Source organism: Pseudomonas sp. S2_E01 (genome assembly GCF_054668365.1).
This window is the reverse complement of the sequence record NZ_CP162762.1, coordinates 1023696-1046344: the sequence shown is the minus strand read 5'-3', so window position 1 is coordinate 1046344 and position 22649 is coordinate 1023696. Positions and strand designations below refer to the sequence as shown.

20 protein-coding genes are annotated in these 22649 nt (G+C 59.4%); 13 read left to right on the top strand and 7 right to left on the bottom strand.

All coding sequences use genetic code 11. The features are described 5' to 3' along the window. Window positions 1-1209 carry an ammonium transporter gene (locus tag AB4O36_RS04925; RefSeq protein WP_460141160.1) on the bottom strand — a complete coding sequence of 403 codons (1209 nt, stop codon included), beginning with the start codon at window positions 1207-1209 and terminating at the stop codon, window positions 1-3. A gap of 305 nt (window positions 1210-1514) precedes the next feature. Between AB4O36_RS04925 and AB4O36_RS04920 the strand changes: the two genes are divergently transcribed. From AB4O36_RS04920 to AB4O36_RS04880, 9 genes are all read left to right on the top strand, one after another. After that, complete coding sequence (locus tag AB4O36_RS04920) at window positions 1515-1829, top strand: ElaB/YgaM/YqjD family protein (RefSeq protein WP_460122106.1); 315 nt, start codon at window positions 1515-1517, stop codon at window positions 1827-1829. A 2-nt stretch (window positions 1830-1831) separates the two neighbouring features. Continuing rightward, entirely contained in the window at window positions 1832-2221 is a 390-nt protein-coding gene (locus AB4O36_RS04915) for a phage holin family protein (protein ID WP_460122104.1), read from the top strand. Then, window positions 2218-2559 (top strand): hypothetical protein, encoded by a 342-nt coding sequence (locus AB4O36_RS04910; protein ID WP_460122102.1) that lies wholly within the window; start codon window positions 2218-2220, stop codon window positions 2557-2559. The genes AB4O36_RS04915 and AB4O36_RS04910 overlap by 4 nt, the downstream gene beginning before the upstream one ends. A gap of 121 nt (window positions 2560-2680) precedes the next feature. Further along, complete coding sequence (locus tag AB4O36_RS04905; protein WP_460122100.1) at window positions 2681-3844, top strand: EAL domain-containing protein; 1164 nt, start codon at window positions 2681-2683, stop codon at window positions 3842-3844. A gap of 75 nt (window positions 3845-3919) precedes the next feature. Then, on the top strand, window positions 3920-5248 hold the full coding sequence (locus AB4O36_RS04900; RefSeq protein WP_460122098.1) for a deoxyguanosinetriphosphate triphosphohydrolase: 1329 nt from the start codon (window positions 3920-3922) through the stop codon (window positions 5246-5248). 164 nt (window positions 5249-5412) lie between these two features. Further along, window positions 5413-5817 (top strand): response regulator, encoded by a 405-nt coding sequence (locus AB4O36_RS04895; protein WP_460122096.1) that lies wholly within the window; start codon window positions 5413-5415, stop codon window positions 5815-5817. Between the two features lie 238 nt (window positions 5818-6055). Then, window positions 6056-6682, top strand: a complete 627-nt coding sequence (locus AB4O36_RS04890) for a response regulator (protein ID WP_460122094.1) — start codon at window positions 6056-6058, stop codon at window positions 6680-6682. 8 nt (window positions 6683-6690) lie between these two features. Beyond that, window positions 6691-9996 carry a transporter substrate-binding domain-containing protein gene (locus AB4O36_RS04885; protein WP_460141159.1) on the top strand — a complete coding sequence of 1102 codons (3306 nt, stop codon included), beginning with the start codon at window positions 6691-6693 and terminating at the stop codon, window positions 9994-9996. A 50-nt stretch (window positions 9997-10046) separates the two neighbouring features. After that, complete coding sequence (locus AB4O36_RS04880; RefSeq protein WP_460122092.1) at window positions 10047-12989, top strand: HD domain-containing phosphohydrolase; 2943 nt, start codon at window positions 10047-10049, stop codon at window positions 12987-12989. On the opposite strand, the gene AB4O36_RS04875 is transcribed toward AB4O36_RS04880, so the two are convergent. Both AB4O36_RS04875 and AB4O36_RS04870 read right to left on the bottom strand, forming a co-directional pair. After that, window positions 12990-13472: a GAF domain-containing protein gene (locus tag AB4O36_RS04875; RefSeq protein ID WP_460122090.1), complete on the bottom strand. Its 483-nt coding sequence runs from the start codon at window positions 13470-13472 to the stop codon at window positions 12990-12992. After that, window positions 13469-14359 (bottom strand): ATP-binding protein, encoded by an 891-nt coding sequence (locus AB4O36_RS04870; RefSeq protein WP_460122089.1) that lies wholly within the window; start codon window positions 14357-14359, stop codon window positions 13469-13471. Before AB4O36_RS04870 ends, AB4O36_RS04875 begins: the two co-directional genes overlap by 4 nt. A 167-nt stretch (window positions 14360-14526) precedes the next feature. On the opposite strand from AB4O36_RS04870, the gene AB4O36_RS04865 reads away from it, so the two are divergent. After that, the gene (locus AB4O36_RS04865) at window positions 14527-16848 is read left to right on the top strand and encodes a hybrid sensor histidine kinase/response regulator (RefSeq protein WP_460122087.1); all 2322 of its coding nucleotides are present in this window, start codon (window positions 14527-14529) and stop codon (window positions 16846-16848) included. Here the strand turns inward: AB4O36_RS04865 and AB4O36_RS04860 are convergent. The 3 genes from AB4O36_RS04860 to msrB all read right to left on the bottom strand — a co-directional run bounded on the left by AB4O36_RS04860 (window position 16832) and on the right by msrB (window position 18269). Further along, window positions 16832-17293 carry a MarR family winged helix-turn-helix transcriptional regulator gene (locus AB4O36_RS04860; protein WP_460122085.1) on the bottom strand — a complete coding sequence of 154 codons (462 nt, stop codon included), beginning with the start codon at window positions 17291-17293 and terminating at the stop codon, window positions 16832-16834. The two genes, AB4O36_RS04865 and AB4O36_RS04860, sit on opposite strands and share 17 nt — an antisense overlap. Next, a complete protein-coding gene (locus AB4O36_RS04855) occupies window positions 17290-17775 on the bottom strand; it encodes a glutathione peroxidase (RefSeq protein ID WP_175376994.1) in 486 nt (161 codons plus the stop codon). The genes AB4O36_RS04860 and AB4O36_RS04855 overlap by 4 nt, the downstream gene beginning before the upstream one ends. Window positions 17776-17873: 98 nt before the next feature. Further along, entirely contained in the window at window positions 17874-18269 is a 396-nt protein-coding gene (gene msrB / locus AB4O36_RS04850; RefSeq protein WP_460122083.1) for a peptide-methionine (R)-S-oxide reductase MsrB, read from the bottom strand. Between the two features lie 214 nt (window positions 18270-18483). Here msrB and AB4O36_RS04845 point away from each other — a divergent pair, with 214 nt between their 5' ends. Both AB4O36_RS04845 and htpX read left to right on the top strand, forming a co-directional pair. After that, entirely contained in the window at window positions 18484-19695 is a 1212-nt protein-coding gene (locus AB4O36_RS04845) for a pyridoxal phosphate-dependent aminotransferase (protein ID WP_460122081.1), read from the top strand. Window positions 19696-20014: 319 nt separating this feature from the next. Next, window positions 20015-20902 (top strand): protease HtpX, encoded by an 888-nt coding sequence (htpX, locus tag AB4O36_RS04840; RefSeq protein ID WP_460122079.1) that lies wholly within the window; start codon window positions 20015-20017, stop codon window positions 20900-20902. 195 nt (window positions 20903-21097) lie between these two features. On the opposite strand, the gene AB4O36_RS04835 is transcribed toward htpX, so the two are convergent. Then, window positions 21098-21751, bottom strand: a complete 654-nt coding sequence (locus AB4O36_RS04835) for a thiopurine S-methyltransferase (RefSeq protein WP_460122077.1) — start codon at window positions 21749-21751, stop codon at window positions 21098-21100. A 103-nt stretch (window positions 21752-21854) separates the two neighbouring features. On the opposite strand from AB4O36_RS04835, the gene AB4O36_RS04830 reads away from it, so the two are divergent. After that, window positions 21855-22622, top strand: a complete 768-nt coding sequence (locus AB4O36_RS04830; protein WP_460122075.1) for a DODA-type extradiol aromatic ring-opening family dioxygenase — start codon at window positions 21855-21857, stop codon at window positions 22620-22622. The last annotated feature ends 27 nt before the right edge of the window (window positions 22623-22649 follow it).

Below are 22649 nucleotides of genomic sequence, written 5' to 3'. Positions count from 1 at the left end.
TCAATCCTGGCTGACAGCGCCGATCTTGTGCACCGACAGGTCGGCCCCGTAATACTCTTCTTCCTGGCTCACGCGCAGCCCGTGCAGCGCCTTGATCACTCCGTACACCGCAAAACCACCGACCAACGCCACGACCACTCCCAGCGTCGTGCCGATCAACTGGCTGATCAGGCTGACCCCGCCCAAGCCACCCAGGGCAGTCTGCCCGAAGATACCGCAGGCGATTCCACCCCAGACGCCGCACAGGCCATGCAAGGGCCAGACACCCAGGACATCATCGATGCGCCATTTACCCTGGGCAGCGGTGAAGCACCAGACAAACAGCGCCCCGGCGACGGCTCCCGTCAACAGCGCCCCCACCGGATGCATCAGGTCGGAACCGGCGCAGATCGCCACCAACCCAGCCAGCGGGCCGTTGTGCAGGAAGCCGGGGTCATTGCGCCCCACGACCAGCGCGGCCATGGTGCCGCCGACCATGGCCATCAGCGAGTTGACCGCCACCAGACCACTGACATTCTGCAAGGTTTGCGCACTCATCACGTTGAAGCCGAACCAGCCGACGATCAGGATCCACGAGCCCAAGGCCAGGAACGGAATGCTGGAGGGTGCAAACGCCACCAGTTTTCCATCGCGATAACGCCCGTTTCTCGGCCCGAGCAACAACACCGCTGCCAACGCCAGCCAGCCGCCCATGGCGTGCACCACCACCGAGCCGGCAAAGTCATGGAAGCCGGCGCCGAAGCGCTCCAGCAACCAGGCTTGCAACCCATAGTTGCCGTTCCAGATCATGCCTTCGAAGAAGGGATAGATGAAGGCCACGATCAATGCCGTGGCGCACAGTTGCGGCACGAACCGGGCACGTTCGGCAATGCCACCGGAAATGATCGCCGGGATTGCCGCCGCGAACGTCAGCAGGAAGAAAAACTTCACCAGCCCATAACCGTGATCGGCGTTGATGACCGCTGCCGGTTGCAGAAAGGTCACGCCATAGGAAATCCAGTAGCCTATAAAGAAGTAGGCCAGGGTGGAGACCGCGAAGTCGCTCAGAATCTTCGACAGGGCATTGACCTGGTTCTTCTGTCGAACGGTGCCGACCTCAAGAAAGGCAAAACCGGCGTGCATGGCCAGGACCATGACCGCACCAATCAGAATGAACAGTGTGTTGGAGCTGTGGACCAGAGTCTCTACAGCGCTTTGCAGATTTTCCATGGATGGGCAGACCTGAAGGCTAGAAAAAGCACCAAAGCAGTTCGCGCAAAACGCTCATGCACCAAAGTGAAACCATCCCGGATCGACGCTTGGAGCCGGATGAACCGCTTTGGCGCACAAAGTGGCAACCTTTGCGCGGGTTTTCATTATTTGAGATAAGGTTTCGCCTGATTCACGCCCAGCAACAGCGCAAACACGCGGCCTGGCGCACCATGACGTAGCAAAAGACGTACCAGTGATTTGTACTGAACCTTCGACCAAGGCTCATACTCGAACGCAACAGAAGCCACTTACGGAGATCACCAATGGCCAGCATCAAGGCAAAGACTGCTCAAGAAATCCTGATGAACGATTTTCAGACGCTTGTCAGCGACACCGAACGTTTGCTGGAACACACGGCCACCCTGGCAGGCGATCAGGCTGACGAGTTGCGCCAACAAATCCACGACAGTCTGCTGCGCGCCCGTGAAACCTTGAAGCTGACAGAAGACTCCTTGCGTGAACGCGGCCAGGCCGCCGTGACCGCCACCGAAGACTACGTACAGGCCAACCCATGGCAATCGGTCGGCATCGCCGCCGGCGTTGGGTTCCTCCTCGGTCTGTTGGCAACCCGGCGCTGATTATGGCTAACGATGAATTCGGCTCGTCCGCCACGGGCCCAGGCCCCTCATCGCGGCGCCTGGGCGCCGCCTTCCTTGGACTGCTGCACAGCCATGTCGAATTGTTCGGCATTGAATTGCAGGAACAGAAAGCCCGTACCGTCAGCCTGCTGCTGTTCGCCGGCCTGGCGCTGGTATTCGCCTTGCTGCTGCTGGTCGGGCTGTCGACCTTGGTCATGATTCTGTTCTGGGATACGTATCGTTTGCCCGCCATCGTCGGCCTGTGTGTGTTCTATGTGCTCGCCTGCATTTTTTGTGCGGTGCGCCTTAGAGCGGCTATTTTCGATGAGTCTTCGCCCTTCCATGGCACCCTGGAAGAACTGGCCAACGACCGGGAGCGCCTGCTGCCATGAACCTGCCTGAACTGCCTCACAACAGCTCGCGCACGGAAATGCGAAAGGCGCTGATCCGCCTGCGCATGGAAATGCATCGTCAGGAAATCCGCCAGGAGTCCGGGCAGCTGCTGCAACCGTTGCACCGTGTCCGCGGGATGACGCAAAACCTGCACAGTGGCCTGGGCATCAAGCATGCCCCACTCTGGGGCGTGGCTGCCGTCACCCTGCTGGGCTTTCTTACCGGCAAGGGTGCCAAGAGTGGCGGAGTCAGCAGCGTGACCCGGCTAGTCCGCCTGGCCACCACACTGGGGCCATTGATCAAACTGGTCTTGCAGGGCTCGGCCCCCAAACACTGAAGCCATCTGGCTACATTCTTGCAAAGCCACCGGGATGAACCTCTTTTACCAGAGACTTATCCCGGTGGACCTCTTTGGTCATCAGGTTCCATCCAAAAACAAGGTCGACTAAGGAGGCCCCGTGATAGACGGGCAACCGCTTGCCTGCTTTCAACCGTTCATCGACACCGCCACGGGCCGTATCGCCGGAGTCGAGGCGCTGGGCCGGGTGCGTCAGCGGGATGGTCGACTGACGTCCGTGGGACCGCTGTTTGCCGATCCGCGCACGCCGGCCATTGCCCTGCGCCAGCTCGATCGCCAAATCCGCGATAATGCCCTTAGCCGCTTCCATGAAGCCCCCGATGACTGGTTTCTCAGCCTGAACATGTCACCGCGCTGGATCAACCGATTGCGGGCGAACCAGGCGCTGCCGAGCCTCAAGCAATTGAGCCGGCATGGTGTGGATTCACGGCGCATTGTCTTCGAGATCACCGAACTGGGCGGCGACATCCAACGCCTGGCCGAGGTGGTGGCGCGCTATCGCCAGGCAGGTGCACGTATCGCCATCGATGATTTCGGGGCTGGTTACTCGCAGCTCGATCGGGTGCTGGCCTTGCAACCGGACATCCTCAAGCTGGACATGCGACTGTTCCAGGCTGCGGCACTGGGCGGCCCGAGCAGCGATGTGGTCAAGGCACTGGCGCAGATGGCGGAAAAGTCCGGATGCTGGATTATTGCCGAAGGCGTGGAGACCGATGCGCAACTCAATTTTGCCCTGGAATGTGGCTCGCGCTATGTACAGGGTTACTTGTTCGCCGCAGCCGAGACGGACTTTTTTGCCTCAGACGCCTTTGTCGAGCGTTTCGCCGAGTTGCGTCAGCGCTATGTCCAACAAAAACTGGCTGAACGTGGCCGCCTGATGATCATGCGCCAACAACTCAGCGAACTGATGGCGATTCTGCAAACCTGGGCCCAGGCTCGCGCACCGCTCAGCGCCCTGCCGCAACTGGACGCCTTTCCCTGGCTGTTGCGCTTTTATCAATGCGATCGTCACGGTACGCAGTTGACACCTAACCTGGAGTGGCGCAATCAGCGCTGGGAAGCCGACGATCGCTACCTGGGGCACAACTGGTCCTGGCGTCCTTACTTTTATCACTTGCTGGCAGAAGGTTGGGATGAACGGCGACTGACACTCTCCAACACCTATCGCGATGCCACCAGCAATCAGTACTGCCTGACGGCTGGACAGTTTTTCCACAACGGCGAGCGGTTGCTGCTCATCGATATCGATGCGGCCGGGCTGTAGTTGCAGGTTGCGCTTGCAGGCACCGCTACGAACCGGGAAGCTAGGCGTTCAGTCACCTGACGGAGATACCCCGCCTTGGATTGGCATACCCTGCTTACCCGCGAACGCCTCGGAAAACCTCTGCACAGCTCGGAAGAACTCGGCCGCAGCCCTTTCCACAAAGATCACGACCGCATTATTTTCTCCGGTGCATTTCGCCGCCTCGGGCGCAAGACCCAGGTTCACCCGGTATCGAGCAACGACCACATCCATACGCGCTTGACCCACTCGCTGGAAGTCAGTTGTGTGGGTCGCTCGCTGGGCATGCGCGTCGGTGAAACCATCCGCGGCGCCCTGCCCGACTGGTGCGAGCCGAGCGACCTGGGCATGGTGGTGCAATCGGCCTGCCTGGCTCATGACATTGGCAATCCGCCCTTCGGCCATTCCGGTGAAGACGCGATCCGCCACTGGTTCCAGCAAGCAGCAGGCCGTGGCTGGCTGGACGCAATGAGTGAAGCCGAACGCGGTGACTTCCTCAATTTCGAAGGTAATGCCCAAGGCTTCCGGGTCCTCACCCAACTGGAGTATCACCAGTTCGATGGCGGCACCCGACTGACCTACGCCACGCTCGGCTCCTACCTGAAATACCCGTGGACGGCTCGACACGCCGACTCTCTAGGCTACAAGAAGCACAAGTTTGGCTGTTATCAGAGCGAACTGCCGTTGCTGGAACAGATCGCTCACAAGCTGGGCCTGCCGCAACTTGAGGATCAACGCTGGGCGCGGCATCCGCTGGTGTATCTGATGGAGGCCGCCGATGACATCTGCTACGCGCTGATCGACCTTGAAGACGGCCTGGAAATGGAGTTGCTGGAGTACGCCGAGGTCGAATCCCTGCTGCTTGATCTGGTGGGCGACGACCTGCCGGAAACCTATCGCCAGCTCGGACCTTTGGACTCGCGTCGACGCAAGCTGGCGATCCTGCGGGGCAAGGCCATCGAGCACCTGACCAATGCCGCAGCCCGGGCCTTCGTCGAACAACAGGACGCGTTGCTGGCCGGCATGCTGCCAGGCGATCTGGTGGAGCACATGCACGGACCCGCGAAGCGCTGCGTGCTCAATGCGAAAGACATGGCGCGCAAAAAAATCTTCCAGGACAAGCGCAAGACCCTGCACGAAATCGGCGCGTACACCACGCTGGAAATACTCCTGAACGCGTTCTGCGGCGCAGCCCTGGAACAGCACAATGGCCGCACCCCCTCCTTCAAGAGCCGACGCATCCTCGACCTGTTGGGGAACAGCGCACCGAATCCGGACGGACCGTTGCACACCTCGTTCCTGCGCATGATTGATTTCATCGCCGGCATGACCGACAGCTATGCCAGCGAAATGGCGTTGGAGATGACGGGTCGTTCGAGCCAGTGACACCAAATGGGTTGATCGGTCCGAGGGCAGATCAACCTTTTACACCCAGGGCATTCAGCCAACCACGATCTGCGAATCGCCCTACACCTCATGCCGAGCAAACTGATCGAATGATTTTCATTCTTGGGAAACAATAAGACGCCCCGCTGTGTGAGAGACCAAGCGTGAGCAATCCAGGGTTAAAAGACGATTTGCGTATCCTGTTGGTGGAAGACCATCCCTTTCAACTAATGGCAACTCAGTATTTACTTGAAAGTTACGGCTTCACTCAACTGACAACTTGCGACAGTGCCCAGAAGGCCTTGCAAAAAATGCTGGCAGCCGTGCACCCATTTGACATTCTTTTGTGCGACCAATGTCTGCCTGATCTTTCCGGGCTTGATCTGGTCGAACTCGCCAGTCATCAGGGAATGATAAGGCAGGCAATAATATTAAGCAGTTTGACCTGCACGGAACTCGATGGGCTGAAAAAAACCGCGAATGCACACGGCCTACCTTTGTTGGGATATTTGATAAAACCGTTGAAACAATCTGAATTCAGAAACTTGTTGAATTCGGGCAACGCCTAAAACAATCGCTGATAATTTCATTCGAATACATATAAACACTTACAAACTTCCAGAGGAAGTGCCGAGTGAGCGCCATCCATCGTCCGTCTTCATTTAAAACCTAGTTGTTCCGTAGTCCCATTCTTTTTCGATCGTAGGAAGATTCCTATATTGCCGCTTACGGTCTGTCGGTTCATGCGTCCCGTCAACTATCTGAGCTAAGGTGCGCGCTTTATCCGAGCACGCATGGGACTTGATTATGAACTCCGTTTTTATTGTCGACGATCACCCTGTCATCCGCCTTGCCGTCCGAATGTTGCTGGAACACGAAGGTTATAAAGTCGTAGGCGAATCTGATAACGGAGTCGATGCGATGCAGATGGTTCGTGAATGCATGCCGGACCTGGTCATTCTCGATATCAGTATTCCAAAACTCGATGGCCTTGAAGTCCTTGCGCGTTTCAACGCAATGAGTACTCCCTTGAAAACCCTGGTACTCACCGCGCAGTGCCCGACCCTGTTCGGCATTCGCTGCATGCAATCCGGTGCATCGGGATATGTCTGCAAGCAGGAAGACCTGAGCGAACTGGTGAGCGCGATCAAAGCAGTCTTGTCAGGTTACAACTATTTCCCCAGTCAGGCCTTGAACCCTGTTCGCGGAGATGACGCCCGATACGCCGAACTTGAACTGTTCAAGTCGGTTAACGACAGGGAACTGATGGTATTGCAACTATTTGCGCAAGGTCGCACCAACAAGGAAATTGCCAAAGGCATGTTCCTGAGCAATAAAACGGTCAGTACCTATAAAAAACGCCTCATGCAGAAGCTCAAGGCAAAATCCCTGGTTGAACTCATCGAGATGGCAAAACGTAACGCGTTAGTGTGAGCCTCAGGATGCCCCGTCGTTTAAAAAACTGTCTGAAACTGCTGGTTGCGGGTTTATGCCTGAGCACTGCCGCGCACGCAACGCACGGTATCAGCGAAGATTTCACGCTGCTCAGCCGTTCCACGGTCAAGCCCCTGGAGGTCCAGCTCGATCCCACACAACGTCAATGGATCGCAAGCAGGCACGAACTGGTCCTTGGTACGTCAGCCCCGGACTACCCCCCTTTCGACCTGACCATCAGTGGCAAGGATTACGAAGGTTTCACCGCCGATTATGCGGGCATCCTTGGCAAGACTCTGGGCTTGCCGGTCAGGGTCCAGCGGTTCGCGTCCCGTGGTGCAGCCATCAAGGCACTCAAGAAAGGCGAGGTGGATCTGCTGGGGACGGCCAACGGATTCGAAGCCCACAATGCCGACATCGTGCTTTCCGCACCCTATGCCGTGGACCAACCGGTACTGGTCACCCGCGAAGGCGAAACGCGCTCCCTGACCGATGGTCTGGCCGGCTTACGCCTGAGCATGGTGTATCACTATCTGCCTCTGGAGGAAGTCAGGAGCCTCTATCCCAAGGCGATAATCACGTCCTATCCGTCCTACCAGAACGCGATCAATGCCGTGGCGTTCGACCAGGCCGACGTCTTTCTGGGTGACACCATCTCGACCCATTACATGATCAACAAGGGCTACCTGAACAACATTCGCATGGCCAACTTCGGCAAGCATGAAGCACACGGATTCAGCTTTGCCGTACACAGGAACAACCTGGAACTGCTCGGCATCATCAACACGATGCTCACGGCCATCCCCGCCAACGAACGACAGAACATCGCCGAACGCTGGAGTGCCGGCAGCGACATTCTGCTCACCGACCAGAAACTTCAACTTACCGACGCCGAAGAACAGTGGCTGACGCAGCATCCGGTAGTGCGCGTGGTGGTCAACGAAGCCTTCGCACCCCTGACATTTTTCGACAGGGATGGCAATTTTCGCGGGGTGACCGCCGACCTCCTCGAATTGATCCGGCTGCGCACAGGCCTGCGCTTCGACATTCTGCGCAGCCGCAACGATGACGAGATGATCGAACAAGTCCGGCACCACAAAGCCGAAATGATCGCCGCCCTGCTTCCCAGCACGGAACGTGAAACGCAGTTGAATTTCACCCGCCCCTACCTGCAAAACTCCTTCGTTCTGTTGACCCGCAAGGCCGACGACAGCCCGGCCAACCTTCAACAGCTGGAGGGCAAACGCCTGACCATCGCCCAAGGCCATCCGCTGCTGGATTTCCTGCGCAGCGAGTACCCGCAGATCAAGCTGATCGAAACGCCGGACACATTCAGCGCGGTGGAGTTGCTTGCCGACGGCAAGGCCGAAGGTGCCGTCAACTCCCTGGTCATCGCCAACTACTTCATTTCATCCAGGCTTTTCGAACGTACCCTGCAGATCCGCAGCACCATCGGCACCCGACAAGCCGCCTTCTCCCTGGCCACCGGCCGAGATGTAAAAGAGCTCAATGCCATTCTCAACAAGGCGCTGCTGAGCATCGCCCCGGAAGAACTGGGCATCATCAACAGCCGTTGGCGCGGTTACTCGGCATCGTCACAAAATACCTGGCGCAACTACCAGCGGCTGTTCTATCAGATCGTCATCGGCGCCGGCGTGTTGCTGCTGATCTCCGCTGCCTGGAACGCCTACATGCGGCGCCAGATCAAACAGCGCCAAGCCGCCGAGCGTGCCCTGAACCATCAACTGACCGAACGACGCCAACTGGTCGAGCAACTGCGCCAGGCAAAAGAGCGCGCCGATGAAGCCAACCGCGCCAAAAGCACCTTTCTGGCGACCATGAGCCACGAGATCCGTACGCCGATGAATGCCGTCATCGGTATGCTCGAACTGACGCTCAAGCGTATCGAGAGTGATCATGCCGATCGTCCGGCGATAGATGTGGCGTACAACTCGGCCAAGGATCTGCTGGAACTGATCGGGGACATTCTCGACATCGCCCGGATCGAGTCCGGGCGTCTGAGCCTGAGCCCGGAGCGCGTCAATCCGGGTGAAATCGTCGGGTCGGTCGTCCGCATCTTCGAGGGGCTCGCCCGACAGAAAAACCTGGAACTGCAGGTGGAATTCAACCCGGCCAATCCGGCGAACGATGTCCTGCTCGACCCGATGCGCTTCAAGCAGATCCTGTCGAATCTGGTCAGCAACGCCATCAAGTTCACCGAGCAAGGTCAGGTTCGGATCAACCTGGAGTTACTCGGCACTGCACAACCCGAGCAGGTGCGAATGCTGTTGCAGGTCGAGGACAGTGGCATCGGCATCAGCGAAAGGGATCAACGCAAACTGTTCGAGCCCTTCGCCCAGGCTGACGCCACCGGGCAGTCAGGCAGAGGTGGCGCGGGGCTGGGGCTGGTGATCAGCCGTAGCCTGTGCGAAATGATGGGTGGCACGCTGAAACTGGACAGTCAGCCCGGCGTAGGAACGCAGGTGCAGATTTCACTGCTGCTGCCCATGCTGCCGATCGAACGTGCATCACCGGTCGCCGAGCCAATCGTACACACGAGTACCGCGCCATTGGACATTTTGGTGGTCGACGACCATCCGGCGAACCGCTTGCTGATGTGCCAGCAACTGGAATTTCTCGGACACCGCTTCAGTGTTGCCGAAGAGGGTGAAGCGGGCCTCCAGGCGTGGAGAACGCAGCGATTTGATCTGGTGATTGTCGATTGCAACATGCCGATCATGAATGGCTACGAACTCGCTCGCGCCATTCGCGAGGATGAACGGCAAACCGGGCGCCCGCGCTGCACTGTCCTGGGCTTCACCGCCAACGCGCAACCGGAAGAGCTGCAGCGGTGCATACAGGCCGGGATGGACGACTGCCTGTTCAAGCCGCTGACGCTGACAGCCTTGAGCCAATGGGTTGCCGGCATCGCGCCGCGCGACCCTGTTCCCGCGTTCAGCCTGAGTGGGCTGCACTTGATGACCGGCGGCAATCCAGCGATGGACCTGCGCCTGTTGACCGAGTTGTTGAACAGTAACGATGTGGATCGACGGGCGCTGCAGGCGTTGTGCGGCTGCAATGAGCCGCAGGCGTTCCTTGATATTGCACACAAAATCAAAGGGGCGGCGCGCATCGTCCAGGCCCGACGCCTGATCGAATGCTGCGAGGCGCTCGAGCGAGTTTGTCAGCCGACGTTGCAAGCTCACGAACTCACCCAACGCTGCCAAGCGCTGGAGCACGCGATGATTGAATTGGGGCAGGAGCTGCAGCAGCAAATCGCACAGGTCGAAAAAAGCATTTTGACGCAGCCTTAACTATGCTTGGGCGCTGAGCAGTGTGTTCACACGCCATGGAGAAGTCTGCAATGCCCAACTCACTGCGTCCGCATCTACGGCGGTTCCCGCTGCATGTGCACATCAGCGTGATGTTCACCCTGCTGTTGATGTTGACCGGCACGGTGCTCGGCCTTTTCAACTACCAGCAGACCACGCAGATCATCCTGTCCAGCAGTGAAAAACTCTTCCAGCGCATCGAGCAGGACGTGCGCCTCGACTTGCAGGCCACCTATGAACCCATCCGCCACCTGCTCAGCCTGCTGGTGCACGACTCCGCGACCCAGGCCACCGACCTCGATCAACGCCTGAAGCTGCTCCTGCCGTTCAGCCAGTCGCTCAAGGACAACCCCAACCTTGCCTCACTGTACGTGGGCTACGACAGTGGCGACTTTTTCATGGTGCGGCCACTGCGAACAGCGGCCCTGAAGACCCTGCTCAAGGCGCCGGACGCTGCGGCCTATCAGGTCTGGAGCATCGAGCGCCTCGTTGGAGACCAGGACCGCTCGCAATCGTTGTTTTTCGATCGGGACTTGAACCTCCTCAGTCGCGAGGACAACCCGGACGAGAGCTACGATCCGCGAACCCGTGCCTGGTTCTCCAGTGCCCGACGCGCCAGCGACCAGATCACCACCGAGCCCTACCTGTTTTTTTCCACGCACAACGTCGGCACCACCCTGGCCCGTCGCAGCGGCGCCCATGCCGTCATGGGTGCCGACCTGACGCTGGCCGAACTGTCGGCGACCCTGGCCAAACATGTCGTGACCCCGCGCACCGAAATCGTCCTGCTCGATGCCCAGGGCAATGCCATCGCCTACCCGGACACCAGCAAGTTGATCGTGGATGACCAGACAGCCCGCCTGAACAAAGCCGCCGACCTGAGTCCCGCTCTCGGCACGCTGCTCCATAGCCCGGCCACAGGCCAGCGACTGCGGGCTGACGGACGCCAGTGGATCGTTGCCCAGAGCCACATGACGGAAGGTGGCCCCAAAGGGTTGCAACTGGCGATGCTGGTGCCGGAAGACGAATTGCTCGTCGATGCCTACCGCCTGCGCTGGCAAGGTGCGCTGATTACCCTGGCCACGTTACTGTTGTGCCTGCCATTGGGCTGGCTGATCTCCCGGATTCTGGTCAGGCCCTTGCACACCCTGGTTCATGAAGCCGATGCCATTCGCAGTTTCAACTTCAAGCAACCCATCTCGCGTCGCTCCCTGGTGCTCGAAATCGACCAGTTGAGCGTCTCGATGAGTCGCATGAAGGACACGCTCGCGGGGTTCTTCCAGATCACCGACAGCCTGAGTGCCGAGACCCGGTTCGCGCCCCTGCTGGAGCGTGTCCTGTTTGAAACCGTAAAAATCGCCCAGGCCCAGGCTGGGCTGATCTACCTGCGGGAAAACGACGATGATCGCGTGGAGCTTCACGGGCTGGTGATCAACGACAGTTCCCGGGCATTGCCAGCGTTCGGTATTCGTGGCCACAACCTGCGGGACCCGCAATGCCCGTCATGGCTGCAGCAGTTGTCGAGCGCCAACAATGTGGTCACCAACATGGGTTTCGAACAGGCGGGCGACCTGCAGGGTGTGTTGCGGGAAATGGGCGCTCCCCGGGCGCACTTGATCGGCATCCGCCTGCACAATCGCCATAACGAAACCGTGGGGCTGCTGGTCCTGCTGCTGGCCGACAGCGGCGATCAAAGTGACCTGGAAAAGCTCAAACCCGATCGCATCGCCTTCCTCCAGGCAGTCTCCGGAGCGGCTGCCGTGAGTATCGAAAGTCAGCGCCTGCAAGCCAAACAGAAGCAATTGCTGGACGCCTTCATTCAATTGCTCGCCGGAGCGATCGACGCCAAGAGTCCCTACACCGGCGGGCACTGCCAGCGGGTGCCGGCGCTGGCGTTGATGCTTGCGCAGGCTGCTGCAGCCAGCCAGGAAGAGGCCTTCAGCGACTACCACCCCACGGAAGACGAGTGGGAGGCGCTGCATATCGCGGCGTGGCTACATGACTGCGGCAAAGTGACCACCCCCGAATACGTTGTCGACAAAGCCACCAAGCTGGAAACCCTGAACGATCGCATCCACGAAATCCGCACCCGTTTCGAAGTCCTCAAGCGCGATGCGTGGGTCAGTTACTGGCAGGCCGTCGCCCAAGGTGGCGACGAGCAGCACCTGGCCGAACTGCGCGATGCGGCTCTCGCTGAGCTGGACAATGATTTTGCCTTCATCGCCCGTTGCAATCTCGGCGGCGAAGCGATGGCCGACGACGATCTGCAACGCTTGCGCAGCCTGGCCCAACGTACCTGGATCCGTACCCTGGACGATCGCCTGGGCGTGTCCTGGGAAGAGAACCGGCGACAGGCGCGAACCCCGGCGCCGACTCTGCCAGTACACGAACCGCTGCTGGCGGACAAACCCGAACATCTGTTCGAACGCAGCGAGGCCGAACTGATACCGCAGGACAATCCCTGGGGCTTCAAGCTCGACGTGCCGCCCTACAAGTACAACCGGGGCGAGCTTTACAACCTGAGCATTACCCGAGGCACGCTGACCCGAGAGGAACGTTACGTCATCAACCATCACATGGTGCAGACAATCCTGATGCTCAGTCACCTGCCCTTCCCCGGGCACTTGGGCAACGTGGCGGAAATCGCCGGCGGCCACCACGAAAAAATGGACGGCACCGGTTATCCCAAACGATTGAAACGCGGGGAAATGAGCCTGCCGGCTCGAATGATGGCAATCGCCGATATTTTCGAAGCCTTGACGGCGGCGGACCGCCCCTACAAGAAAGCCAAATCATTGAGCGAGGCGCTGGGCATCATGGCCTCCATGTGCCGCGACGCCCACATTGACCCGCAGTTGTTTGGCCTGTTCATCAATGCGGGCATCTATCAGCAATACGCTGATGAATTTCTCGATCCACAGCAGATCGATGCGGTGGACCCACCGGCCTTGCTGATCAAGGCCGGCCTTCTGTGATCAGCAGTCGGTCAGACGCAGGAAAATCGCGGCCAGTTGTTCGATCCCGACTTGATCCTCAGCGGTAAACCGCGCCAGCTTCGGGCTGTCGAGGTCCAGCACGCCAATCAGGCGACCGTCCTTGACCAACGGCACCACCAGTTCACTGTTCGACGCACTGTCGCAGGCGATATGCCCGGGGAAGGCGTGAACGTCTTCGACCAATTGAGTCTGCAACGTCGCCGCCGCGGTCCCGCACACCCCGCGCCCGAACGGAATTCGCACGCAAGCGATCTGCCCCTGAAACGGGCCAAGCACCAGTTCTTCGTTGCGATTGAGGTAGAACCCGGCCCAGTTCAGATCATCGAGCTGGTTAAACAAGAACGCCGAGAACTGCGCGGCGTTGGCAATGAAATCACGCTCATCCGCCAGCAGGGATTCCAGCTGCGCGTGGAGCATGCCGTAGCCCTCCAGACCCTGGCCGCTTTGTTTTAGATCAATCATGCCTTGTGCTCCAACAGCTTCAGCCCGACCCAATAGCGGGCAAATTGATAGGCGCAACGTCCATTGCGATTGCCTCGCCCGGTGGCCCAGCGCACGGCAAGGATGTCCAGCTCTTCATCACGCTGCCACTTCAGACCGGCCTTGTCCGCCAGTTGACCGATCCAGTGCTCGACCACGTTGAGAAAGTGTTCCTGGGTGAATGGATAGAACGACAGCCACAGGCCGAAACGGTCGGATAGCGCGATCTTGTCTTCCACGGCTTCGCTCGGATGCAGTTCGCCGTCGACCCGTTTCCAGTTTTCGTTGTCGCTTTCCTTTTCCGGCACCAGGTGGCGGCGGTTCGAGGTGGCGTAAAGCAGCACGTTGTCCGGCGCCTGCTCGAGGGAACCGTCGAGCACGCTCTTGAGGACGCGGTAATCGCCTTCGCCCGACTCGAACGACAGGTCATCGCAAAACAGCACGAAACGCTGGGGCAATTTGGCGATCTGTTCGACTACCCGCGGCAGATCCGCCAGGTGATCGCGCTCGATCTCGATCAGGCGCAGACCCGCCTTGGCGTGTTCGGCCAGCAGCGCGCGTACCAGCGAGGATTTGCCGGTACCCCGCGAACCCCATAGCAAAGCGTGGTTGGCCGGCATGCCATCGATGAATTGCTGGGTGTTGCGCCCCAGTTGCTCCAGCTGGCGCTCGACCCCGATCAAGTCGGACAGGCGCATGTCGAGGCTGACCTGCAGCGGCAGCAAAAAACCGCTGCGCCCTTCGCGCTGCCAGCGCGCAGCCAGACATTGGGTCCAGTCGATGGCTTGACGGGGAGCAGGCAACAGGGGTTCGATACGGGCCAGGACGGCATCGGCGCGTTCAAGAAAAGCATTCAATCGGGAATCCACGTCTTCTCCTCGGGCACGTTCACAGTGATGATGGCGCTGCAGCGACGAAACACGGCACTCGATGCCAGGCAGATCCCTTGTCGACAAGGACTCGCGCGAACATCGGCAGCCATGCATGATCGACTATGCTTGAGCAGCGAAGGGATACGGAAGTGGTTCGACACCCCATGGATATCAAGTTCACCAACCGGCTGTCCTACAAACAAGCCCGGCTTACCGTGCTGGTGGGTTTTATTCTGGGCACGCTGCTCAGCCTGCTGCAAATAGGCATCGATTATGCCAGCGAAGACGCCTCCATCAACCGGGAAATACAGTCTTTACTGGAAATCAGCCACAACCCCGCCTCACGAATTGCCTACAACATCGACGCCGAACTGGCCCAGGAACTGACAATGGGCCTGCTGCGTTCGCCAGCGATCATCGGCGCACAACTGACTGACAACAACGGTTCGGTGCTGGCCAGCGTCAAGCGCCCCGGCGTCCAGAGTGGCTACCGGGTGATCAGCGACTTCCTGTTTGGCGCCAATCGCACCTTTGAAGATCGTCTTTACCTGGACCATTTGCCGAGCGAATCTCTCGGCACCCTGCGGCTGGATGTCGACACCTATGCCTTCGGCAGCCGCTTCCTGAAGCGCGCCGAGGTGACCCTGCTCAATGGATTCGCCCGCAGCCTGCTGCTGACCGGCATCCTGCTGGCGTTGTTCTATGTCATGTTGACCAAACCCCTGGTGCGCGTCATTCGCGAACTCAGCAGCCGTGACTCGCGCAGTGTCACCCCCACCTGGCTTGAGTGCCCCGGCGGTCATGAGAACGATGAGATCGGTGTGCTGGTCAAGGTTGCGAACCAGCAGTTCGAAAACATCGCCACCGAAATCCAGCAACGACGCAATGCCGAAAACCGTCTGACCGATTATCTGGGGCAACTGGAAAACATCGTGTCTGCACGTACGGCGGAACTCAAGGCGAGCAACGCCCGGCTCAGCCAGTCCAACGGGGAGCTGGAAGTCGCTCGCAGCACCGCCCTGGACATGGCCGAAGCGCGCTCGACATTCCTTGCCAACATGAGTCACGAGATCCGCACGCCCCTCAATGGTTTGCTGGGAATGATCGCCCTGTCCCTGGACGGACCGCTCAATGCCGAACAGCAGCAACAGCTGTCCATTGCCCACGACTCGGGCAAAGTCCTGGTGGAGTTGCTCAACGACATCCTCGACCTGTCGAAATTCGATGCCGGCCAGCTCGAACTCGAACACATTCCTTTCGACCTCGGTGCACTGATCGAGGACACCGCCAACCTGCTGTCGCAGAACGCTGCACCCAGTGTAGAACTGACCTGCCTGATCGAGCCCGCCTTTCCAGCGCTGGTCCTCGGCGACCCGACGCGGGTGCGCCAGATCGTCAGCAACCTGCTGTCCAACGCGCTCAAATTCACCCGTTTTGGCCGTGTCGACGTGCGTCTGTCAACCTACGAAGAAGGCGTGAGGATCGAAGTCTGCGATACAGGAATCGGCATCGCCCAGGATGCCCAGGTGAAGATCTTCCAACCCTTCACCCAGGCCGGTGCCGGTATCACCCGTCAATTCGGCGGCACCGGGTTGGGGCTGGCGCTGACCTACAACCTCTGCGAAGCGATGCAGGGGCGGCTCACCATCAGCTCTGAAGCCGGTTTCGGCAGCCAGTTCTGCGCCGATCTCCCGCTGCCCTGTCACACGCGCGCCCTGCCGCCTGCAGCCTTGCGCGGCAAAATCATTGCGATCACGGCGGCCAACAGCGGCCTGGCTGAACTGCTGCAAAGCCTGCTGCCGGGCTGGGGGCTCGATTATCAGCAACGCTCGCTCGACGACCCGATGACCGGGCTCAACCCCGACATGGTGATCACCGATTGCCCGCAGTGCCTGTTCAATCTGCGCCCCCATTGCGCTGCACCGATTCTCCTGGTGACCGCCTACGGCAGTTTCCTGCCCAGCGAAGAAGCCAGCGCCCTGGCGCCTCTTCAACAGCAGGCGCGTCCGCTGGCACGCAACGCGCTGTATCAGACGTTGCGGCGGGTCCTGCAGCCGGAGATCAACACCCTGAACGATATTCGCCTCGAAACCCTTTCACCCCAACGACGTGGACGGGTGTTGCTGGTCGAAGACAATCCGGTCAACCAACTGGTGGCCAAGGGCATGCTGGGTAAACTCGGCTGCGAGGTGATCGTCGCCGCGCATGGCGGCGAAGCGCTCGATCAACTGGAGCATGGCGATTTCGACCTGGTCTTGATGGACTGCAACATGCCGGTGATGGATGGTTACGAAGCCAGCCGGCAAATCCGTCGCAGCGGGCGCTGGCCGCAATTGCCCATTGTCGCGCTGACGGCCAACGCCATGTCCGAAGAGCGTGAACGTTGCCGCGCGGCGGGCATGAACGATTACCTGGCCAAACCCTTCCGCCGCGAGGAACTGGCCACGCTGCTGGATTTGTGGATGCCGGCTACGAAATTGCCTTGATCTGCCCCAACAAGTGATCCAGGCCCGCTCGCAAATCGTTGAGCCGATCCAGATCGACACCGCTGTCGCACAACAATCGGGCCTTGAGCGGCCCAACCTGTTCGCGCAATGCCTGGCCGGCAGGCGACAGGCTCAAATGAACCTCGCGCTCATCCCGTGCCGAACGCCGACGTTGCACCAACTGCAACTGTTCAAGGCGCTTGAGCAACGGCGTCAACGTCCCGGAGTCAAGCGCCAGGCGCTCACCCAGAGCCTTGACGGTCGGTTGCTCCGGCACGGCGTCCTGCCATTCCCACAGCACCAGCATCGCCAGGTACTGCGGGTAGGTCAGGCCCAGTTGGTCGAGCATCGGCTTGTAGGCGCGGATCACCGCCCGGGAGGCGGCGTACAACTTGAAGCAAAGCTGGTTATCGAGTTTCAGGGCATCGACAGGCAAGCTGTTCATTTGAGCAGGGCTTCGATCTCGCGACTCAGATCCTGCGGCTTGGTGGCCGGAGCGAAGCGCTTGACCAACTGGCCGTCCTTGCCGATCAGGAACTTGGTGAAATTCCACTTGATGCCTTGGGAGCCCAGCACACCCGGTGCGCGTTTTTTCAACTGGACGAACAGCGGGTGGGCACCGGTGCCGTTGACCTCGATCTTTTTGAAGAGGGGGAAGCTGACTCCGTAATTCAGCTCGCAGAACTCGGAAATCGCCCCTTCGTTACCCGGTTCCTGTTTGCCGAACTGGTTGCAGGGAAAACCCAGCACCACCAAACCCTGGTCCTTGTAGGTTTGCCACAGTTCCTCAAGGCCTTTGTACTGCGGGGTGAAGCCGCATTTGCTGGCGGTGTTGACCACCAGCACGGCTTTGCCGGCGAAGTCCGCCAGGGTCTTTTGTTCACCCTTGATGGTGGTGCAAGGGATGCTCAGCAGATTGTCGCTCATGGGAGGGGTCCTCTTGTTGGAGGCTGAAACATAGCGAGCAATTGAATTGTGTGCAATTTAAATATTCAAGGAGCGATCACTGGATCGTTCCCTGCTCGTTATTCGCGCGGCACCAGGTCCAGGCACACAGAGTTGATGCAGTAACGCAGGCCTGTCGGCGGCGGACCGTCCGGGAACACGTGCCCCAGATGCGCATCGCATTTGGCGCAGACCACTTCGGTGCGGATCATGCCGTGGCTGACGTCGCGGATCTCGACCATGGCGCTGTCGGCGATCGGCTCATAGAAGCTCGGCCAGCCGCAACCAGAGTCAAATTTGGTCTTTGAGTCGAACAACGCCTCATTGCAGCAGATGCAGTGATAAACGCCATCGACCTTGCTGTCGTTGTATTTTCCGGAGAACGGCCGTTCGGTGCCCTTGAGGCGGCAAACGTTGTACTGCTCCGGATCGAGCATCGCCCGCCATTCTTCCAGCGTTTTTTCCAACTTTTCCATCATCACACCTCGGCAACTGAAAAAGCCCGATCTGTACCTTTTCCACGGATCGGGCGGCACGTATGATTGCGCCTCGTCAAACGCCAGTCTGGCACCCAGGCCAGGCGTATTCAACGTATCCGCACTTCAAAGCGTCAGGCCTGTGGTTACACAGGATTCCCAGTACGGTAGGTCAAATGCCGCCTGGATCGTTCATTTTCGGGAACACATCGCCATGCAGGTCAGCAAATCGAACAAGCTCGCCAACGTCTGCTACGACATTCGCGGCCCAGTGCTCAAGCACGCCAAACGCCTGGAAGAGGAAGGCCATCGCATCCTCAAGCTGAACATCGGCAACCCGGCCCCCTTTGGTTTCGAAGCGCCGGACGAAATCCTCCAGGACGTCATCCGCAACCTGCCCACCGCCCAGGGCTACAGCGACTCCAAGGGTCTGTTCAGCGCCCGTAAAGCGGTCATGCAGTACTACCAGCAAAAGCAGGTGGAAGGTGTCGGCATCGAGGACATCTACCTGGGCAACGGCGTTTCCGAGCTGATCGTGATGTCGATGCAGGCGCTGCTCAACAATGGCGACGAAGTGCTCGTGCCGGCCCCGGACTATCCGCTGTGGACCGCCGCGGTCAGCCTGTCGGGCGGCAACCCGGTGCACTACCTGTGTGACGAGCAGGCCAACTGGTGGCCGGACCTGGCCGACATCAAGGCCAAGATTACCCCGAACACCAAGGCACTGGTGATCATCAACCCGAACAACCCGACCGGCGCCGTGTACTCCAAAGAAGTGCTGCTGGGCATGCTGGAGCTGGCTCGCCAACATAACCTGGTGGTGTTTTCCGACGAAATCTACGACAAGATCCTGTACGACGATGCCGTGCACATCTGCACCGCGTCGCTGGCGCCGGACCTCCTCTGCCTGACCTTCAACGGTTTGTCGAAGTCCTACCGCGTAGCCGGCTTCCGTTCCGGCTGGATCGCCATATCCGGTCCGAAGCTCCACGCACAGAGCTACATCGAAGGCATCGACATGCTGGCCAACATGCGCCTGTGTGCCAACGTGCCGAGCCAGCACGCGATCCAGACGGCCCTGGGCGGTTATCAGAGTATCAATGACCTGGTACTGCCGCCGGGTCGCCTGCTGGAACAACGCAACCGTACCTGGGAGCTGCTCAATGACATTCCCGGCGTCAGTTGCGTGAAACCGATGGGAGCGCTGTACGCCTTCCCGCGCATCGACCCGAAAGTCTGCCCGATCCACAACGACGAGAAATTCGTCCTTGACCTGCTGCTCTCGGAAAAGCTGCTGGTGGTGCAAGGCACGGCCTTCAACTGGCCATGGCCGGACCACTTCCGCGTCGTGACCCTGCCCCGTGTAGATGACCTGGACATGGCCATCGGCCGCATCGGCAACTTCCTGAAATCCTATCGCCAGTAAAGGGGCTGCTTCGTGCGGCTTTCTCCGGAAAGTCGCACGAGGAATAATTCAGCAACACCTCTTCTGCGCCAAGTCCTCGGTGACGAGTTTTCTCGTTGCGCCATCGCGCCGAGCGCGCTCACGTCTAACATTGACAGGGATATGCGAGGGCATTTGCCTGACAAACCTGTCTGCCGCTGCCATCGGAAATGCCCTGCAAGCAACTAGACTTTGGCTGTAGGACACAGTTTGAAATAGTCACCCGGTTGAATAGCCCCGTGCAGCACCTTATATACCCCGCAGTACGCTACATCTTTAGCATAAGGAGATTTCTACAACCATGATGCGCATCCTGCTGTTTTTGGCCACTAACCTGGCGGTCGTGCTGATTGCCAGCATCACCCTGAGCCTCTTCGGCTTCAACGGGTTCATGGCGGCCAACGGGGTTGATCTCAACCTCAATCAGCTGCTGATTTTCTGTGCGGTCTTTGGTTTCGCCGGTTCGCTTTTCTCGCTGTTCATCTCCAAGTGGATGGCGAAGATGAGCACCAGCACCCAGATCATCACCCAGCCGCGCACCCGCCATGAGCAATGGCTGCTGCAAACGGTCGAGCAACTGTCCCGCGAAGCCGGGATCAAGATGCCCGAAGTGGGGATTTTCCCGGCCTACGAGGCGAATGCCTTCGCCACCGGCTGGAACAAGAACGATGCACTGGTCGCTGTCAGCCAGGGTTTGCTCGAGCGGTTCTCACCGGATGAAGTGAAAGCCGTCCTGGCCCACGAAATCGGCCACGTTGCCAACGGCGACATGGTTACCCTGGCCCTGATCCAGGGCGTGGTGAACACCTTCGTGATGTTCTTTGCGCGGATCATCGGCAACTTCGTCGACAAAGTGATCTTCAAGAACGAAGAAGGCCAAGGCATCGCCTACTACGTAGCGACCATCTTCGCCGAACTGGTCCTGGGTATCCTGGCCAGCGCCATCGTGATGTGGTTCTCGCGCAAGCGCGAATTCCGCGCCGACGAAGCCGGCGCCCGTCTGGCCGGCACCGGTGCGATGATCGGCGCCCTGCAACGGCTGCGTGCCGAACAAGGCCTGCCGGTGCACATGCCGGACACCCTGAATGCATTCGGTATCAACGGTGGCATCAAACAGGGCCTGGCCCGCATGTTCATGAGCCATCCGCCGCTGGAAGAGCGTATCAACGCGCTGCATCGTCGCGGTTGATCGAGAGCCGGTAAAACGAAAGGCCCGCAGAGATGCGGGCCTTTTTTTGTCCAGAGGAACGCCGGGGTCCCTGTAGGAGCGAGCATGTCGAGGCGTCGAACCGTCGCGATGGAGGTCAACGATAACGCTGGCTTCCTGACACCCAGCGGCGCCCTGACAACCATCGCGAGCAAGCTCGCTCCTACAGGGATTGGGTCAACTTTGGAGGCGGTAAACCCGCTCTTCCAGCCGCGTCACTCCACTTTCGGCAAACTTGCCGTTCTCCTCCAGCACATCCTGGTCTTCGAGAATCTTCAGCGACCACGCCGAACCGAACAGTTGCTGCACCTCGTCGTCGAGCACGGCAAACGGCGGTCCGTCTTTCTGCGCCTGGTCGTAATCCAGTGTGATCAACAGTCCCAGCGCGTCCTTGGGCACAATTCGCTTGAGGTGGGCGGCATATCGTTCACGCATGGCCGGCGGCAGGGCGATCAGTGCCGCCCGGTCGTATAGCGCGGCACAATCGGCCACATCGCCGGCTGTCAGCTCGAAAATATCACCACACCACAGCTCGATAGACCCGGCGCGATAGACCTTGAAGGGCCCCTGCACACTGACGTCCGGGTCAAACTCATGTTCCTCGAAAAAGTCTTCGATGGCCTTTTCCGACAATTCGATGCCCAGGACTTCGTGCCCCTCTAGCGCCAGCCACAACAAATCCAGACTTTTCCCACACAGCGGCACCAACACCCGAGCGCCGTCTTCCAGCCGCAATTGCGGCCAGAAACGCTTAAGGTAGGGGTTCACTTGCGGCAGGTGGAAGCCGATCTGATTCGACTGCCAGCGCTTGTGCCAAAACTCGGGCTGCATACCTATCTCCGAATAATTCGATCAAAACACCCTAAAACTTATATTAGATTTAGATCAATGATCTGATTGAAGATGGAGCCATCTTACTCTTTGGAGCACCTGTATGTTCCCCAGCCTGTACATTTCCCACGGCTCCCCCATGCTGGCCCTCGAGCCCGGCGACAGTGGACCTGCGCTCGCCCGTATTGCCGCACAATTGCCCAGACCCAAGGCCATCGTGATTGTTTCCGCCCACTGGGAAAGCAATGAGCTGCTGGTCAGCGCCAACCCCCACCCGGAAACCTGGCATGACTTCGGCGGTTTTCCGCGTGCGTTGTTCGAGGTGCAGTACCCGGCGCCTGGCGAGCCAAAGCTGGCGGCCTCGGTGGTTGGATTGCTGAATGACAGCGGCTTGCCTGCGCGCCTCGACAATCATCGGCCCTTCGACCACGGCGTCTGGGTTCCGTTGTCGTTGATGTATCCACAAGCCGACATCCCGGTGGTGCAGGTTTCATTGCCCACCCACGAAGGGCCTGCCCTGCAGACCCGTGTGGGCCAGGCATTGCGCAGCCTGCGCGAACAGGGAGTGCTGCTGATCGGGTCTGGCAGCATCACTCACAACCTGCGCGAGCTGGATTGGCATGCCGGTCCGGAAAGCGTCGAGCCGTGGGCGAAGGTCTTCCGCGACTGGATGATCGAGAAGCTAGAGGCCAATGATGAAGCGGCGCTGCATGATTACCGGCGGCTGGCACCCAACGCCGTGCGTAATCATCCAAGCGATGAGCACCTGTTGCCGCTGTACTTCGCGCGAGGCGCTGGAGGTGCATTCAGTATCAGCCACCAGGGCTTCACCATGGGCGCGCTCGGCATGGACATCTACCGATTCGGTTGACGAAACCCGAGAGTCTGCGGCGGCCAG

Bases quoted from the DNA above. Each gene is read 5' to 3' on its own strand.
- AB4O36_RS04925 (WP_460141160.1), bottom strand. From the start codon at position 1,209: ATGGAAAATCTGCAAAGCGCTGTAGAGACTCTGGTCCACAGCTCCAAC.
- AB4O36_RS04920 (WP_460122106.1), top strand. From the start codon at position 1,515: ATGGCCAGCATCAAGGCAAAGACTGCTCAAGAAATCCTGATGAACGAT.
- AB4O36_RS04915 (WP_460122104.1), top strand. From the start codon at position 1,832: ATGGCTAACGATGAATTCGGCTCGTCCGCCACGGGCCCAGGCCCCTCA.
- AB4O36_RS04910 (WP_460122102.1), top strand. From the start codon at position 2,218: ATGAACCTGCCTGAACTGCCTCACAACAGCTCGCGCACGGAAATGCGA.
- AB4O36_RS04890 (WP_460122094.1), top strand. From the start codon at position 6,056: ATGAACTCCGTTTTTATTGTCGACGATCACCCTGTCATCCGCCTTGCC.
- AB4O36_RS04885 (WP_460141159.1), top strand. From the start codon at position 6,691: ATGCCCCGTCGTTTAAAAAACTGTCTGAAACTGCTGGTTGCGGGTTTA.
- AB4O36_RS04880 (WP_460122092.1), top strand. From the start codon at position 10,047: ATGCCCAACTCACTGCGTCCGCATCTACGGCGGTTCCCGCTGCATGTG.
- AB4O36_RS04875 (WP_460122090.1), bottom strand. From the start codon at position 13,472: ATGATTGATCTAAAACAAAGCGGCCAGGGTCTGGAGGGCTACGGCATG.
- AB4O36_RS04865 (WP_460122087.1), top strand. From the start codon at position 14,527: ATGGATATCAAGTTCACCAACCGGCTGTCCTACAAACAAGCCCGGCTT.
- AB4O36_RS04860 (WP_460122085.1), bottom strand. From the start codon at position 17,293: ATGAACAGCTTGCCTGTCGATGCCCTGAAACTCGATAACCAGCTTTGC.
- AB4O36_RS04855 (WP_175376994.1), bottom strand. From the start codon at position 17,775: ATGAGCGACAATCTGCTGAGCATCCCTTGCACCACCATCAAGGGTGAA.
- msrB (WP_460122083.1), bottom strand. From the start codon at position 18,269: ATGGAAAAGTTGGAAAAAACGCTGGAAGAATGGCGGGCGATGCTCGAT.
- AB4O36_RS04845 (WP_460122081.1), top strand. From the start codon at position 18,484: ATGCAGGTCAGCAAATCGAACAAGCTCGCCAACGTCTGCTACGACATT.
- htpX (WP_460122079.1), top strand. From the start codon at position 20,015: ATGATGCGCATCCTGCTGTTTTTGGCCACTAACCTGGCGGTCGTGCTG.
- AB4O36_RS04835 (WP_460122077.1), bottom strand. From the start codon at position 21,751: ATGCAGCCCGAGTTTTGGCACAAGCGCTGGCAGTCGAATCAGATCGGC.
- AB4O36_RS04830 (WP_460122075.1), top strand. From the start codon at position 21,855: ATGTTCCCCAGCCTGTACATTTCCCACGGCTCCCCCATGCTGGCCCTC.